General features: G+C 69.8%; 18 protein-coding genes. 9 read left to right on the plus strand and 9 right to left on the minus strand.

What is annotated here, in order from left to right; translation table 11 throughout:
- Positions 1-36: 36 nt before the first annotated feature.
- A complete protein-coding gene (locus LZP97_RS18990) occupies positions 37-639 on the minus strand; it encodes a TetR/AcrR family transcriptional regulator (RefSeq protein ID WP_026137610.1) in 603 nt (200 codons plus the stop codon).
- 122 nt (positions 640-761) lie between these two features.
- Here LZP97_RS18990 and LZP97_RS18995 point away from each other — a divergent pair, with 122 nt between their 5' ends.
- From LZP97_RS18995 to LZP97_RS19005, 3 genes are read left to right on the plus strand one after another with little or no spacing between them, the layout of a single operon-like run.
- Positions 762-1256: a nuclear transport factor 2 family protein gene (locus tag LZP97_RS18995; protein WP_017680098.1), complete on the plus strand. Its 495-nt coding sequence runs from the start codon at positions 762-764 to the stop codon at positions 1254-1256.
- Positions 1253-1588, plus strand: a complete 336-nt coding sequence (locus LZP97_RS19000; protein WP_017680099.1) for a DUF485 domain-containing protein — start codon at positions 1253-1255, stop codon at positions 1586-1588. The genes LZP97_RS18995 and LZP97_RS19000 overlap by 4 nt, the downstream gene beginning before the upstream one ends.
- On the plus strand, positions 1585-3201 hold the full coding sequence (locus tag LZP97_RS19005; RefSeq protein ID WP_017680100.1) for a solute symporter family protein: 1617 nt from the start codon (positions 1585-1587) through the stop codon (positions 3199-3201). The genes LZP97_RS19000 and LZP97_RS19005 overlap by 4 nt, the downstream gene beginning before the upstream one ends.
- Before the next feature lie 143 nt (positions 3202-3344).
- On the opposite strand, the gene LZP97_RS19010 is transcribed toward LZP97_RS19005, so the two are convergent.
- The 4 genes from LZP97_RS19010 to LZP97_RS19025 all read right to left on the minus strand — a co-directional run bounded on the left by LZP97_RS19010 (position 3345) and on the right by LZP97_RS19025 (position 4714).
- Positions 3345-3533 (minus strand): hypothetical protein, encoded by a 189-nt coding sequence (locus LZP97_RS19010; protein WP_003938775.1) that lies wholly within the window; start codon positions 3531-3533, stop codon positions 3345-3347.
- Positions 3534-3692: 159 nt separating this feature from the next.
- Positions 3693-4223 (minus strand): DinB family protein, encoded by a 531-nt coding sequence (locus LZP97_RS19015; RefSeq protein ID WP_048771383.1) that lies wholly within the window; start codon positions 4221-4223, stop codon positions 3693-3695.
- An 86-nt stretch (positions 4224-4309) separates the two neighbouring features.
- On the minus strand, positions 4310-4492 hold the full coding sequence (locus LZP97_RS19020) for a hypothetical protein (RefSeq protein ID WP_003938777.1): 183 nt from the start codon (positions 4490-4492) through the stop codon (positions 4310-4312).
- 81 nt (positions 4493-4573) lie between these two features.
- The gene (locus LZP97_RS19025) at positions 4574-4714 is read right to left on the minus strand and encodes a hypothetical protein (protein ID WP_156525143.1); all 141 of its coding nucleotides are present in this window, start codon (positions 4712-4714) and stop codon (positions 4574-4576) included.
- Positions 4715-4858: 144 nt separating this feature from the next.
- On the opposite strand from LZP97_RS19025, the gene LZP97_RS19030 reads away from it, so the two are divergent.
- The 5 genes from LZP97_RS19030 (at position 4859) to LZP97_RS19050 (ending at position 9943) form a co-directional block, all read left to right on the plus strand.
- Entirely contained in the window at positions 4859-5281 is a 423-nt protein-coding gene (locus tag LZP97_RS19030; RefSeq protein ID WP_048771382.1) for a MerR family transcriptional regulator, read from the plus strand.
- A 112-nt stretch (positions 5282-5393) separates the two neighbouring features.
- Entirely contained in the window at positions 5394-6335 is a 942-nt protein-coding gene (locus LZP97_RS19035; protein WP_230831592.1) for an aldo/keto reductase, read from the plus strand.
- A 127-nt stretch (positions 6336-6462) separates the two neighbouring features.
- Positions 6463-7458, plus strand: a complete 996-nt coding sequence (locus LZP97_RS19040; RefSeq protein WP_010594091.1) for a LacI family DNA-binding transcriptional regulator — start codon at positions 6463-6465, stop codon at positions 7456-7458.
- Positions 7459-7513: 55 nt separating this feature from the next.
- The gene (gene aroQ / locus LZP97_RS19045; RefSeq protein ID WP_003938779.1) at positions 7514-7972 is read left to right on the plus strand and encodes a type II 3-dehydroquinate dehydratase; all 459 of its coding nucleotides are present in this window, start codon (positions 7514-7516) and stop codon (positions 7970-7972) included.
- Positions 7973-8113: 141 nt separating this feature from the next.
- Positions 8114-9943 carry a sugar phosphate isomerase/epimerase and 4-hydroxyphenylpyruvate domain-containing protein gene (locus LZP97_RS19050; RefSeq protein WP_048771380.1) on the plus strand — a complete coding sequence of 610 codons (1830 nt, stop codon included), beginning with the start codon at positions 8114-8116 and terminating at the stop codon, positions 9941-9943.
- A gap of 6 nt (positions 9944-9949) precedes the next feature.
- On the opposite strand, the gene LZP97_RS19055 is transcribed toward LZP97_RS19050, so the two are convergent.
- Complete coding sequence (locus LZP97_RS19055; RefSeq protein WP_048771378.1) at positions 9950-10954, minus strand: NAD-dependent epimerase/dehydratase family protein; 1005 nt, start codon at positions 10952-10954, stop codon at positions 9950-9952.
- A 125-nt stretch (positions 10955-11079) separates the two neighbouring features.
- On the opposite strand from LZP97_RS19055, the gene LZP97_RS19060 reads away from it, so the two are divergent.
- Positions 11080-12081, plus strand: coding sequence for an MBL fold metallo-hydrolase (locus tag LZP97_RS19060; protein ID WP_048771375.1), 1002 nt, complete (start codon positions 11080-11082; stop codon positions 12079-12081).
- A gap of 45 nt (positions 12082-12126) precedes the next feature.
- Here LZP97_RS19060 and LZP97_RS19065 read toward each other — a convergent pair whose 3' ends face one another.
- From LZP97_RS19065 to LZP97_RS19075, 3 genes are all read right to left on the minus strand, one after another.
- The gene (locus LZP97_RS19065; protein WP_010594096.1) at positions 12127-12807 is read right to left on the minus strand and encodes a TerD family protein; all 681 of its coding nucleotides are present in this window, start codon (positions 12805-12807) and stop codon (positions 12127-12129) included.
- Between the two features lie 81 nt (positions 12808-12888).
- Positions 12889-13977 carry a DUF475 domain-containing protein gene (locus LZP97_RS19070; protein WP_040269929.1) on the minus strand — a complete coding sequence of 363 codons (1089 nt, stop codon included), beginning with the start codon at positions 13975-13977 and terminating at the stop codon, positions 12889-12891.
- 124 nt (positions 13978-14101) lie between these two features.
- Positions 14102-14677 carry a TerD family protein gene (locus LZP97_RS19075; protein ID WP_017680109.1) on the minus strand — a complete coding sequence of 192 codons (576 nt, stop codon included), beginning with the start codon at positions 14675-14677 and terminating at the stop codon, positions 14102-14104.
- Positions 14678-14840: the final 163 nt, after the last annotated feature.

Below are 14840 nucleotides of genomic sequence, written 5' to 3' on the forward strand. Positions count from 1 at the left end.
GTAGAGCACGACGCCGACCACGCGTCAACGGCCGGTTCAGGACGGGCGGTAGCCGAGCAGGTTGAGGGCGTACCGGCCGTAGTCGCCGGCCACCTCGGTGGCGCTCAGCGGCCCGTCGGGCCGGAACCACAGCGGGATCCCGGCGCACATCGTCAGCACGGCGGTCACCGCCTGATGCACGTGCGGAACCTCGAAGACGCCCAGCTCGACACCCTTTTCCGCGATGTCGACGAACAGCTGCTCCTGGGCGTCGCGCGAGCCCACGACCCGCTTGCGGTCCACCTCGCCCAAGTACCGCAGCTCGGTGTTCGCCACCAGGCACTCGCGCGGGTTGCGGGCGGTGAACAGCGCATGCGCCACCACTGCGGTCCGCCACTGCTCGGCGGGATCGGGGCCGGCCTTGCGCAGGGCGGTACGCGTGGCGGTGAACTGCTCGTCGCTGGCCGCGCGGAGGATCTCGACGAGCAGCTCCGACTTGTTCTCGAAGTGGTTGTAGACGTTCGCGGCGCTGCAACCAGCACGGTTGGCGATCGTGCGCATCGTGGCGCCGTGGAAACCGGCCGCGAAGAACTCGTCGAGCGCCGCGTCGAGGATCCGTTCGCGGACGCCCACCAGGGCCGTGCCCGATCGAGTGTTCATGAGGTGCAGGGTAGAGGTCCGGGTCGCGACCAGCAAGAAGGCCGTCTTGACGTGTCCATTGCGCTCCGTTTATGGTCCACCTCACATGAACATGCGTTAACCACTTCGTCGAAGGACGCACTGTGACCACCCTCCCCGATCTCACGCTCGCCGAGCGGATCGCCCGCCTCGAGGACCTCGAGGCGATCCGTTCGCTCGACGCCCGCTACTGCCGCCATCTCGACGACGGCGACTGGGACGCCCTGATGGACCTGTTCACCGACGACGGCGAGTTCGACGGCCTGTCCCGTCCCCGCGGCAAGGCCGAGATGCGCGAGTTCTTCGCCGGCCTCGCCGCCGGCGGACTGACGACGTTCTGGCACTTCATCACGAACATGGAGATCGACCTCGACCGCGACCGCGCCACCGTGCGGTCGTTCCTGTGGCAGCCCTGCGTCACCGACGGCGCCCCCGCGATCGCCGCCGGCCGCTACACCGACGAGGTCGTCAAGGTCGACGGCCGCTGGCGCTACCGGGTCAAACAGGTCCGCTTCCACTTCTTCGGCCCGCTCGAACAGGGCTGGGACGAGAACCTGTTCGCGCTCGAGACGGCGCGGCGCGCGGCGGTGCGACCGTGACCGAACTGCGCACGCAACCGACCTGGAGCGCGATGCTCGCCCTGCCCGAGGTCGTCGAACTGCGCCGCCGTCGGCGCACCGTGACCAACTCCCTCGGCGGCCTCGCGATCGTCCTCTTCGCGTCCTTCCTCGTCGGCTTCGCCTACTTCCCCGGCTTCCTCGGCGAGACCGAACTGCTCGGCGTGCCCCTCTCGCTGTGGGTCGTGTTCTCCCAGTTCGCCGGGACGTGGGTGCTCGTCTACGCCTACTTCCGGCTCACCCGCACCTACATCCAGCCCGCCGCCGACGCCGCCGTCGCGGCCGTCCTCGAGAACCAGGAGCGTGCGGCATGACCGGCGACGCCGACTACCTCGCCATCGCGATCTGCGCGGCGGTGATCTCGCTGACCCTGTGGGTCACGTTCGCCGTGTCCCGGCGGGCCCGCAGCGCCGACGGGTTCTTCGCCGCCGGCCGCTCGATCTCGAGCTGGCAGAACGGTTTCGCGATCGCCGGTGAATTCATCTCGGCCGGAAGCTTTCTCGGCACCACCGGCCTGATCTTCTACAAGGGCGTCGACGGTGCGGTCATCCTCTGCACCTCGGTGGTCTCGTTCCTGCCCGTGCTGTTCCTGCTCGCGGAGAAGATGCGCAACGTGGGCAAGTACACCCTCGCCGATGTGCTCGTGTTCCGCACCGAGGCACGCAGTGTGCGAATCGTCGTGGCACTGAGCACCATCGCCACCGGCACCTTCGTGTTGCTCGCGCAACTCGTCGCGGCCGGGGTGCTGCTCGAGTCGGTCTCCGGCATCCCGTTCTGGCTGTCCGTCATCGTCGCCGGCACCCTCATGGGCATCTACGTCTTCGTCGGCGGCATGCTCGCCACCACGTGGGTGCAGGTCATCAAGTCCACGATCCTGTCGGTCCTCGCCGTCGCGGTCGGCCTGGGCATCCTCGCGCAGTTCGGGTTCAGCTTCCCGAAGGTCCTCGACACCGCGACCGACCACGCGGTCGCGGGCGAAGCCGTCCTGTCCCCCGGCCTGATCTTCGGGCAGACCAGCGCGCTGAACCTCGTGTCGTACTCGCTGGCGTTCGCGCTCGGCACCGCGGGCATGGCGCACATCCTGATCCGCTTCTTCACCGTCCCCGAGGCGAGCACCGCCCGGCGCTCGCTGGGCTGGACCGTCGCGCTGTGCAGCATGTTCTACCTCATCGTCATCGTCATGGGCTTCGGCGCCGCCGCCCTGCTGGGCGACGAGGGCGCCGATCGGGTCGGCGCCGGGGGCAACCTCGCGGCGCCCGTGCTCGTCACCGAACTCGGTGGCGGCGTGGGCACGATCGGCGGCTCGATCGCCCTCGCGATGGTCGCGGCGGTCGCCTTCGCGAGCATCGTCGCCGTCGTCGCCGGCGTGGTGATCTCCGCCGCGGGCACCTTCGCCCGCGACATCTGGCCGGCGCTGACCCGCACGCCGCCGGTGGACGAACTCGACGTCGCGGCGCGCACACGCGAGGAGAACGCGCAGGCCCGCGTCGCCCGGTTCGGTGCCGTCGCATTCAGCGTCGTCGCAATAGTGCTGACCATGCTGATCGGTGACGACACCAACATCACCTACTTCATGGGCATGGCGTTCATGGTGGCCGGCAGCGCCCACCTGCCGTCGCTGGTGCTCAGCCTGAACTGGCGGCGCTTCAACAGCACCGGCGCCGTGTGGGGAATCCTCACCGGCCTGATCTCGACCGTCGTCAGTCTCATGTTCACCGAGGCGCTGTGGCTCGGCAGCGGACCGGCCCCCCTGACGATCCAGCTGCCGGTGATCGTCACCATGCCGCTCGGCCTGGCCGCGTGCGTCGTCGGCTCACTCGTGGCCGAGAATCGGCGCGGACGCTCCGCACACGAGGACGAGAAGTTCGCGGAGATGCTCGTGCGCGCCGAGACCGGCATCGGGGCGGAGGTCGCGACCGCCCACTGACGACGGGGCGGAGGTCGCGACCGCCCACTGACGACGGGGCGGAGGTCACGACCGCCCATTGACGACGGGGCGGAGGTCACGACCGCCCATTGACGACGACGGGCACCCGCACCCGGGCGATGCGAGTGCGGGTGCCCGTCATGTCAGGGCAGGTCGAACAGCGTCGGATGGTCCTGCTGCGCCTGCTCCGCGAGCACCGCGCCGTGTCTCTCGCACATCTCGCGGGCGATGTGCTCGGGGCACGCGAGTTCGCGACCGATCTGTTCCCAGTCCCACCCGGACGCGTGCAGTTCCCAGGCGACGCGGCCGTCTTCGTCCCAGAGTGCCGACATGGGCCGATACTGCTCCCGGAAACCGCGAGCACCAAGGACATCCGACCGCGTGTCGCCGATCGCCGCGATTCGGCGGCGACCTCGCGCCCGAAAGTGCTTCCTGCGCGCGTCCTCACGCGCGCATCGAGCACCGCGGCGCGCGGCGCAGCGACGACTCGGCTACTCGAAGGTCATCCCCGCGTCGGCGCCCTGCTGCCTGGTGGTGTTCGCGCCGTCGAGGGATTCGCGGATGATGTCGGCGTGGCCGCTGTGGTGGGCGGTCTCCCGGATGATGTGCAGCAGCACCTTCCGGGCGCTCCACCACTGCCGCTCCGGGGCCCACGGCGCGGTCGGCAGCGGCACCGGCAGGTCGAGGTCCTCGAGGCCGGCGACGAACGCCTCCGTCTCCTTCGCGGTCGCCTCGTACCGTTCGAGCAGTCCGGCGACCGTGTCGTCGTCGCGCATGAAGTACTGCTCCATCGCGGACTCCATGTCGAACTCGGCGGTGTCGTCGAGTGTGCGGATGGTGTCGATCCAGTGCTGCTCGGTGGTCGCGACGTGCCTGAGCAGCCCACCGAGGGTCAGCTCGCTGACGGTGCTGCGGGTGCGGGCCTGCTCGTCGTCGAGGTCGCGGAGGGTGATCAGGAACGTCTTCCGCTGTTCGGCCAGGATGTCGAGGATGTCGGCGCGTTCTCCGGTCGGCTCGGTCATCTCGTTTTCCGCCCTTCGTGAGATCGATTCTCCTGCTACGACGACGGTAGGCGGGAATGCGGACGAGTTCGGTCCTCGATCGGAAGTCAGGTGGCGAAGAAGACCGCGCCGGTCACCGGGACGAGGGTCAGGAACAGGACCGACAGGACGAACAGCGTGATCGTCAGCTTCCGGTTCCATCCGCCGCGGGTTCCGCTCGCGGCGAGCACGAAGAGCACGAATCCGATGCAGATGGACACGATGCCCACGATCACAGGTGTCTCGATCATCTGCTCATCATCGCGGAGGGCCGCACCCGGCGCCGACGGGGGCGGCGCCGGGGACGGCGACGTCCCCGACGCCGGCCGCGCTCAGCCCGGGCAGTGGATGGTCACGTGGCCGCATCTGACGGACGGGCTCGCAGTGGCGGCGTTCGCGGCGCCTGCGGTACCGACGACGACGGCGAACAAGGTCGCGACGACCGCGACGGTGGTGCGGATCCGGGTCTTCATGGCAGTCTCCTGACGATGGTGCGGGACGGGGTTCGCCCATCGTCGGCCGCCGTCCGGAGCCGCGACAGGCACCCTGTGGTGCCGATGCGGCCACCCCGGATCGCCTGCGGAGCGCAGGACCACCCCGAGGCGGATCATGAAGCCATGACGACCGCCCCTTCCGCGACGACCGTTGCGACCATCGCCGAGGCCGCCGAGCGCACCGGTCTGACCACCCACACCCTCCGCTATTACGAGCGCGACGGCCTCATGCTCCGCGAGATCGGCCGTTCCTCCTCCGGCCACCGGCTCTACACCGAGGACGACCTCGCCTGGGTGGTGTTGCTGACCCGGCTGCGGGCGACGGGCATGCCGATCCGCGAGATCCGCGAGTACGCGGCCCTCTGCCGGGCCGGCAGCGGCAACGAACAGGACCGCCTCGCGCTGCTCCGCGCGCACCGGGCACGGGTGCTCACCCAGCTCGATCAGGTGACCGAGCACCTCGCCTCGATCGACGGCAAGATCGACATCTATCGCTCCCGGACGAGCGGCCTCGACGACGGACCGTGCGAGAGCGCTCGCGCTTGACTTCGAGCGCGCTCGAAGGTCTTGACTCGACGCCATGACCACGAACAACACCTCTCGGCCCCCACTCGGCACCCGCACGCTCGGCACCGCGTCGCCGCTGACGGTCTCGGCGATGGGGCTCGGATGCATGGGCATGTCCGAGTTCTACGGCGCCGGGGACGAGGCCGATGCCGTCGCCACGATTCACCGGGCCCTCGAACTCGGCGTGACGTTGCTCGACACCGCCGACATGTACGGCCCGTTCACCAACGAGAAGCTCGTCGGCCGCGCCGTCGCGGATCGCCGCGACCGCGTGGTCCTCGCGACCAAGTTCGGCAACGAGCGCGCCGAGGACGGCACCCGCCTCGGCGTCAACGGCCGGCCCGAGTACGTCCGCACGGCCTGCGACGCGTCGCTCCGCCGCCTCGGCGTCGACCACATCGATCTCTACTACCAGCACCGTGTGGACAGGACCGTGCCGATCGAGGACACCGTCGGCGCGATGGCCGAACTGGTGCAGGCCGGGAAGGTCCGCCATCTGGGTCTGTCGGAGGCATCCGCGGAGACGATCCGCCGGGCCCACGCCGTCCACCCGATCACCGCGTTGCAGACCGAGTATTCGCTGTTCACCCGCGACATCGAGGACGAGATCCTGCCGACTCTGCGTGACCTCGGCATCGGGCTCGTGCCGTATTCGCCGCTCGGGCGCGGCATCCTGACGGGCGCGATCACGGCACCGTCCGATCTCGAGAGCTCGGATTCTCGCCGCACCGCCTATTTCCCGCGATTCCAGGGTGCGGCGCTGGAGGCGAACCTGGCGCTCGTGGCCGCCGTCCGCCGCCTGGCCCGGTCCGAGAACTGCACCCCTGGTCAGCTGGCACTGGCATGGGTCCTCGCTCAGGGTGACGACGTGGTCCCCATCCCCGGGACGAAGCGGGTGCGTTTCCTCGAGGAGAACATCGCGGCCGTGGACGTGTCGCTCACCGCGGAGGTGCTGGGCGCGATCGAGTCGGCGGTGCCCCGGGAGGCGGTCGCCGGGGCGCGCTACGGGGACATGTCCAGCATCGACGCGTGAGCGACGCGTCGCCCGCCGGGGACGGGCGACGCCCACGCCGATCCTCCGTGCAAGCGATTACATCCACCCTTGACAAAGCGATGTAACCGCTTGCACAGTGGGGGGACCCCACCCCGGAGGAGGACCCATGGCGACGCTTCGCGAGGTCGCGGCGCGCGCCGGCGTCTCGACCGCCACGGTCTCCCGTGTGTTCTCCCGGCCGGAAGCGGTCAGTCCCGACACCCGCGCGAAGGTGTTCGCCGCGGCAGAGGCGCTGTCCTTCACCCCGAATCCCACCGCCCGCTCGCTCGCCCTCGGCCGCACCCACAACCTGGGTTTCCTCGTCCCCGACATCCGCAATCCCGTGTTCGGTCCCGCCGTCGAAACCGCGCAGGACCGGGCGCGCAAGCGCGGCTACTCCCTCTTCGTCGCGGCGGGCGAAGGCCGGTCCGCCGACGAACTCGACCTCGTCCGGGCGATCGCCCGGCAGGTCGACGGACTGGTGCTCATCGCCCCCCGCATGTCCGACGCCGACCTCGAGGATCTCGCACGGGTCACCCCCGTCGTGCTGGTCAACCACACCTGCGGGCAGCTGCCCGCCGTGTTGCTGACCTCCGACGACGGCATGTCCCAGGCGGTGGACCACCTCGCCGACGCCGGGCACACCGCCGTCACATACCTCGGCGGTCCCGACTACTGGCTCGCCCAGCGGCGGCGCCTGACCGCCTTCACCACGGCCTGCGCCGCCCGGGGCATCACCGGCACGGTGCTCGGCCCCCTCGAGCCCGACTTCGTCGCCGCGGGCCGGAACGCGGCCGACGAACTGGTCGACGCCGGCACGACGGCCGTCGTCGCGTACAACGATCAGGCCGCCGTCGGCCTCATGCAGGGCTTCGCCGAGCACGGACTGCGCGCGGGCCGCGACTACTCGGTCGTCGGATTCGACGACTCGTGGCTCTGCGAGATGACCTCGCCGCCGCTGACCACCGTGCATCTGGCATTCGACGAGGCCGGTGTGGCGGCCATCGATCTGCTGTGCGACGTACTCGACGGAAAGACCACACCGGACGCCGGACCCGTGGAACTCGGCACCCACCTCGTCGTGCGTTCGAGCACCGTGACCGCCGGCCTGCCCGTCGGCTGACAGACCGTTTCGGGGCACTGCCTCGGAATTCGAAGAAAGCGAAGGAGATTCGTTCATGACCTCGGTGCTCGTACTCAACGGCCCCAACCTCAATCTGCTCGGCACCCGCGAGCCCGGTGTGTACGGCGCGCAGACCCTCGAGGACGTGGAGACCCTGTGCCGCAACGTCGGCAAGGAACTCGGCGTCGACATCGACTTCCGGCAGTCCAACCACGAAGGCGTCCTGATCGATGCGCTCCACGACGCGGGCGCCGCGGTCGCCCGCGGGGAATCCCTGGGCGTGGTGTTCAACGCGGGTGCCTACACGCACACCTCGGTGGCCCTGCACGATGCGATCAAGGGCGCGCACGTGCCGCTCATCGAGGTGCACATCTCCAACGTCCATGCCCGCGAGGAGTTCCGCCACCACTCCTACATCTCCCCGGTCGCCTCCGGGATCATCGTCGGCCTCGGCGTCGCCGGCTACGAATGGGCGCTGCGCGCACTCGTCGCCCAGCGCACGACGCAGGCGTAACCGGCGCCGTCACCGACCCCTCGCGCGCGTGACCCGCAGCGAGCCGTCCGAACCGATACCGCCGCGGCGAACCCGCCCCGGCGTACCGGTCCCCGATTCCGCGGTCGCCCGCCCAGGCGGCCGTCGTGGAGGAGCCCGACCATGACCCATCCCCGTCCTGGAACCAAGCGCGCCAAGGCAATTGCCACGGTGTGCCTGTCCGGCACCCTCGAGGACAAGCTCGTCGCCGCCGCCCACGCCGGCTTCGACGGCATCGAACTGTTCGAACCCGACCTGCTCGGCTCCCCGCTCACGCCCGCGGGAGTGCGCGAGCGCTGCGCCGAGCTCGGGTTGAGCATCCCGCTGTATCAGCCCTTCCGCGACTTCGAGGCCGTCCCGGCCGAGATCCACGCCCGCAACATGCGCCGCGCGCGGCACAAGTTCGACGTGATGGAACAACTCGGCACCGACCTCGTGCTGGTGTGCTCGTCGGTCTCGCCGCACACCGTCGACGACGTCGACCTCGCCGCCGCGCAGCTGCGGGAACTGGCGGATGCGGCGGCGCAGCGCGGTTTGCGGATCGCCTTCGAGGCCCTGGCGTGGGGCCGCCACGTGAACACCTGGCAGCGCTCGTGGGAGATCGTGCGCCGGGCCGACCATCCGGCCCTCGGCCTGTGTCTCGACAGCTTCCACATCTTCTCCCGCACCAAGGACGTCGCCGGCATCGCGGACATCCCGGGCGAGAAGATCTTCTTCCTGCAACTCTCCGACGCACCGGAGATGGACATGAACGTCCTGCAGTGGAGTCGCCACTACCGGGTGTTCCCGGGCGAGGGCGAGTTCGATCTCGCCGGGCTCGTCGGGCACGTCCTCGCGGCCGGTTACACCGGTCCGCTCTCGCTCGAGGTGTTCAACGACGTGTTCCGCCAGTCGGCGCCGGTGCCGACGGCGACCGACGCGATGCGCTCGCTGCTCGATCTGGAACTGCGTCTCGACGGTGACCCCGACCCGGTGCAGGTGCGTGGGCACGCGTTCACGGAGATCGGCACCCCGCCCACCGCCGCGGAGCCGGTCCGTGCGGCTCTCGCCTCGCTCGGCTTCACCCACTCGGGCCGGCATCACAGCAAGCCGGTGGAGCTGTGGGAGCAGGGGGACGCGCGGGTGCTGGTGAACACCTCGAACCCCGCCCACAGCGCGGCCGAGGGCGCGGCCGTCACGGCTCTGGGGATCGAGGTCGCGGACGTCGGCGCCGTCACCCGGCACGCCCACGAGCTGCTGGCACCGCAGCTGGCACGGGTCGTCGGCCCCGGAGAGGCACCGCTGTCCGCGGTGGTCTCCCCGGACGGCACCGCCCTGTTCCTGTCGTCCGGAGACCACGGTACCGCCGATTGGCGCAACGACTTCCGTCCCACCGGTACGACGCCGTCGACGGCGGTGGGCGTGCGGTGCACCGAGTACGTCGAGCTGACCCAGGCCTACGACCGCTTCGACGAGGCCACGCTGTTCTACCGCTCGGTGCTGGGCCTGACCGACGCCGAGTCCGCCGAATACGCGGGGCCGTTCGGCCTGGTGCGCAGCCGCGTCCTCGCCGCGGACGGCTTCGAGGTCGGCCTGGTCGCCCCCGTCCTCCGGCGCGGGGAATGGGCGCCGGGCGTGCGGCACCCCCAGCACATCGCGTTCGGCGTCGACGATGCAGTGGAATCTGCCCGCGCCCTGCGCGATTCGGGAGCGCCGGTGCTCGAGATCCCCCGCAACTACTACGACGATCTGGATGCGCGCCTGGCCCCGGATCCGGAACTACTTGCCGCCCTTCGGGAATACAACGTGCTCTACGACCGGGACGAGGACGGCGGCGAGCTGTTCCAGGTGTTCACCAAGGTCGTCAGCGCCCGGGTGTTCTTCGAACTGGTGCAGCGGCGCGGCGGCTACCGGGGTCACGGCACCGTCAACGCCCCGATCCGCATGGCCGCGCATGCGGCCGCGCGACGCTGACCGCCGCTACCGGGCCTCACCCACCGCCTGCGCGAGTGCCGCGAGGGTCTGGGCACCCGTGTAGCGCGGCTGCCAGCCGAGCTGCGTCCGGGCCTTCGTCGTGTCCATCACGACGGACGTGCGGCCGGTGTGGATCCACTCGATCATCGAGGGCATGAACGGCAGCCGCGCCACCACGGCCGACGCCGCCGTCGCGACCGCGGCGGGGACGCGGATCGGCTGGGCGCCGAGCGCGGTCGCCACCTCCGACAGCGACACCACCCCCTCCCCGGCGATGTTGTACGCGCCGGGCGGCCCGTCGGACGTCACCGCCGCGACCACGGCGCTCGCCACGTCGTCGTGGTGCACGAGCTGGAGCGGATGGCCGGGGTCGGGGAACACCGGGCGCGGCAGGGGCAGGGCACCGACGGCGTGGCGGACGGTCTCGGGCACGTGCTCGGCGAGCTGCCGCCACGGCATGGCGTCGGCCAGGGCGGTCGCGTTCGGTCCCGCGACGATGCACGGCCGCAGCACGAACACCTCGAGATCCGATCCGCGGGTGACCTCGCCGAGGACGCGCTCGAGTTCGGCCTTCTGTTCGGAGTAGTAGTGCTCGTGCGAGCCGCGGGTGGGCACGTCCTCCGAGAGCGGGGTCGGATTGTCGGGGTGATAGCCGTACGCGGCGACGGACGAGGTGTACACGAGGCGTCGCGGCCGGGCCGCGGCGACCGTGGCTTCGAAGACGTTGCGGGTGCCCGCGATGTTGATCCGGTGACTCTCGGTGCGCGAACCCATGATGACGAACGCCAAATGCACGACGACGTCGGCCTCCGCGACGAGGGCGTCGACGGCGCTGCGGTCGAGGATGTCACCCTGCCGGTACTCGGTCTTGGTCCACCCGTGTGCGGACGGGTCGAACGGGCTTCGTGCCATGCCGAGGATCCGGTCGATGCGCGGATCCTGTTCGAGGGCCGCGACGGCGGCTCTGCCGATCTCGCCGGTAGGTCCGGTGACCGCAACTGTCGTGCCCATGAGAATCCCCTCGCTCGTGCCGTCGTCCGTGCGACCCGTACCGCGTTCCCGGGCCGGTCGAGGAGCAAACCTCCGGTCCGGCGCCTGCCATTAGACTCTCCGCGACCGTGGACAGGGGGCGAATCGTGGGCGACGGTGGATCGACGCAGATCGGCGACGGGGTGTGGGCGTTCGTGCGGGCGCCGGGCGGCTGGGGCGAGGCGAACACCGGGCTCGTCGTCGATGCGGGCACGGCGTCACTGGTGGTGGACACCGCGTGGGACACCCGTCTGGCGCGCCGGATCGCGGAGGCGCAGCAGCCGCTGGTGGCGCGGGCACCGATCACCGAGGCCGTCAATACCCACTCGGACGGCGACCACTGGTGGGGCAACGACACGCTGCCGGCGGCGACCCGCATCACGACCAGTGCGGCCGCGCTGCGCGGCATGCGCGAGGATCTGCCGCCGGCCGCGGTGACGGCGCTGGCGACGGCGGGCCGGTGGCTGGGCGCGGTGCCCGGCCGGGTCGGCGCCGCGGCCGCCTACATGCGCCGGATTCCGGGCGGCGCCCACCTGCCGTGGCGGTCGCCCCGGCTGCCAGACCACACCTTCGACACCGGTCTGCGGCTCGAGGTGGGACAACGTCCGGTGGCGTTGGAACGGCTCGGGCCGTGCCACACCGCCGGGGACGCGATCGTGCACGTGCCGGACGCCGGCGTGGTCTTCGCCGGCGATCTGCTGTTCGTCGGCTCGACCCCGATTCTGTGGCACGGGCCGCTCGAGAACTGGATTGCCGCGATCGACCGGCTGCTGGCGCTGGACGCCGACGCCTACGTGCCGGGCCACGGGCCGCTGTGCGGACCGGACGAGATCCGCGAACTGCGCGCCTACTGGGTGTGGCTCGAGCAGGCCGGCCGGGAACAGCACGCGCGCGGCGCCGGGCCGCTCGAGGCGGCCCGGCGGCTGGTGCGCGATCCCGAATTCGTCCGGTGGGGCGACTGGATCCACCCGGAGCGGATCGTCCTGAGCCTGAGCACGCTGTTCCACGGGTGGGGCGGGCATCCCCCGGCGCCGCCCACCGTCGCGCGACGGGCCGGGGCGTTCGCCGACGCCGAGACGCTGCTACGCGAGTCGTCCGTCACGCGGTGAGGATCGCGTGATCGGCACGGACGCCGGAGTTGTGTGCAGACGTAGCTACTTGCGGCCCGGCGCCCAGTTCATGCCCCAGCCGTAGGCACGATCGAGGTCGGACTGGCTGCCGTCGACGTACTCGACGAGCCGCGAGACGCTGATCTCGCGGCCGGTGTTCTGCAGCATCGCAATGGCACAGATCCGTGCACCGTTGTTCGGCGAGTCGAGGCGCACCTCGATCTGCGGCCCGGAGGGCGGGGTCAGGGTGACGACGCCGTCTACTGCCGCCCAGTTCGGGGCGCCCTCGTAGATCATCGCGAAAATCAGGATCCGGCGGAATCGTTCGGGTTGTCCCAGGTCGATGCGCATGGTCTCACCGGCGGAGACGGCGCCGGTGCGGTCGTCGCCGTCCAGCGCGATGAACGGAGGTTTCTGCAGCGCACCGAAGCTGTTGCCGAGGGCCTGGACGACACCCTTCGAGCCGTCGGCGAGCTCGTAGAGACAGCCGAGGTCGAGGTCGACGCCGCGGCCCGCTGCGCCGCCGGTGAGCTTGGCGAGGAATCCCTTCTTCGGTGGGGTCGGAGATCCGGTCTGTGACCAGTTCAGGTTCACCAGGGTGATCCCGCTTCCGGACTTGGCGAGATCGACCGTCGGGGCTGCCTTGGTGAGACTGATCTTGCTCGGGTCGACTCCGCCCGTGCTGTCGCCGGGGTTCTTCGGGGGCCGGGTGTAATCGATTGCCATGGGTGGAACCTTTCCCTGGATACGAGAACGGGAACCCGCGATCGCGCGAACCGATCGCGGGTTCCCGTCGATGTCGTGCGGTCAGGCGGCGACGGACGCCTTCGTCTCCTGACGATTGCGCCGGATGCTGCTGGCGAACGCCGCGCCGATGAGCGCGACCCCCACCAGACCCGTGATGATCTCGTTCACGTGATGGCCGATCGAGTACAGCAGGATGAACGCGAGCGCACCGATCGCCCAGTGCGCGCCGTGCTCGAGGTAGCGGTACTCCGACAGGGTGCCCTTGCGGACGAGGAACACCGTGATCGAGCGGACGAACATCGCGCCGATGAAGCCGAGGCCCAGCGCAATGATGATCGGATCGGAGGTGATGGCGAACGCGCCGATCACGCCGTCGAAGGAGAACGACGCGTCGAGCACCTCGAGGTAGAGGAACAGGAAGAATCCGGCCTTGCCGGTGGCCTTGGCCAACTGGGTGGGCCCGCCGGTGGCTTCTTCCTCACCTTCCTCGGGGATGTGGAACATCTCGCCGAGGCCGTTGACGGCGATGTAGGTGATCATGCCGAGTACGCCGGCGATCATCACCGTGGCGACCTTGTCCTCGGGGGCGAGGATCGTAGCGGTCAGCACGAGCAGCACCGACGCGACGACGACCTCGAGCTGGTCGAGCTTGCCGGCCCGCGCGAGCGGACGCTCGAGCCACGCGAGCCACTTGATCTCACGTTCCTCGAAGATGAAGTTCAGGAACAGCATCAGCAGGAACATGCCACCGAAGCCGGCGATCTGCGGGTGTGCCTCGGTGATGATGGTCTCGTAGCTGGGACTTCCGTCGGGGAAGTACGCGGCGTCGTTCGGCGGTGGGTTCAGGGCGAGGTCGAGTGCCTCCACCGGACCGAGGCCGGAGGCGATCCACACGATGAGCAGCGGGAAGATCAGTCGCATGCCGAACACGGCGATGAGGATGCCGATGGTGAGGAAGATCTTCTGCCAGAACTCGCTCATCCGCTGCAGTACGGTGGCGTTGATGACCGCGTTGTCGAACGAGAGCGAGACCTCGAGGACGCCGAGGATCGCGGCAAGGAACAGTGCCTGGGGTCCGCCGTAGAGGAAGGCGACCACCAGAGACACGACGGTGACGGCGAACGATATGCCGAAAATGCGCAGAACCACGAAGCGTGGCCTTTCTGTCTGGATCGGGCGGTGCAGGGTGGTTACTGCAGCAAACTATCGGTGACCCAAGGAAAGCGGCCCCCGGCGATGAAGCCGGGGGCCGGATCCGGGGTCCGGAGGAACGTCAGACGTTGACGCCGTAGTCACGGGCGATGCCCGCCAGGCCGGACGCGTAGCCCTGGCCGATGGCGCGGAACTTCCACTCCGCACCGTGCCGGTACAGCTCACCGAAGACCATGGCGGTCTCGGTGGACGCGTCCTCCGACAGGTCGTAGCGGGCCAGTTCGTTGCCGTTGGCACGGTCGACGACGCGGATGTAGGCGTTGCGGACCTGGCCGAACGACTGGCTGCGGGAGTCGGCGTCGTAGATCGAGACCGGGAAGAAGATGCTCTCGATGTTCGCCGGCACGGCGGTCAGGTCGACGTTGACGACCTCGTCGTCGCCCTCGCCCTCGCCCGTGCGGTTGTCGCCGATGTGCTCGATCGAGCCGTCCGGGGACTTGAGGTTGTTGAAGAAGACGAAGTGCTGGTCCGAGACCACCTTCTTGTCGGCGCCGGTCGCGATCGCGCTGGCGTCGAGGTCGAAGTCGGCACCGGTGGTGCTGCGGATGTCCCAGCCGAGGCCGACGGCCACGGCGGTGAGGTTCGGCGCTTCCTTGGTGAGGGAAACGTTGCCGCCCTTGGTCAAGCTGACGCCCATGCGGGGTCCTTTCGATCTGTCGGTCCGGACGAGGTGCCCGGGCGGGCACGCCCGATTTGCGCGTGTCCCACCACCCTAATAGCTGATGCGCGCTCACGCCCCCGCGCTCCGCATGCACACGGGACCGAAGGGCGCGGACCAGTACCATTCGGGGCGTGGCGAG

The organism is Rhodococcus sp. DMF-1, from assembly GCF_021441945.1.
Taxonomy (GTDB): Bacteria; Actinomycetota; Actinomycetes; order Mycobacteriales; family Mycobacteriaceae; genus Rhodococcus; species Rhodococcus ruber.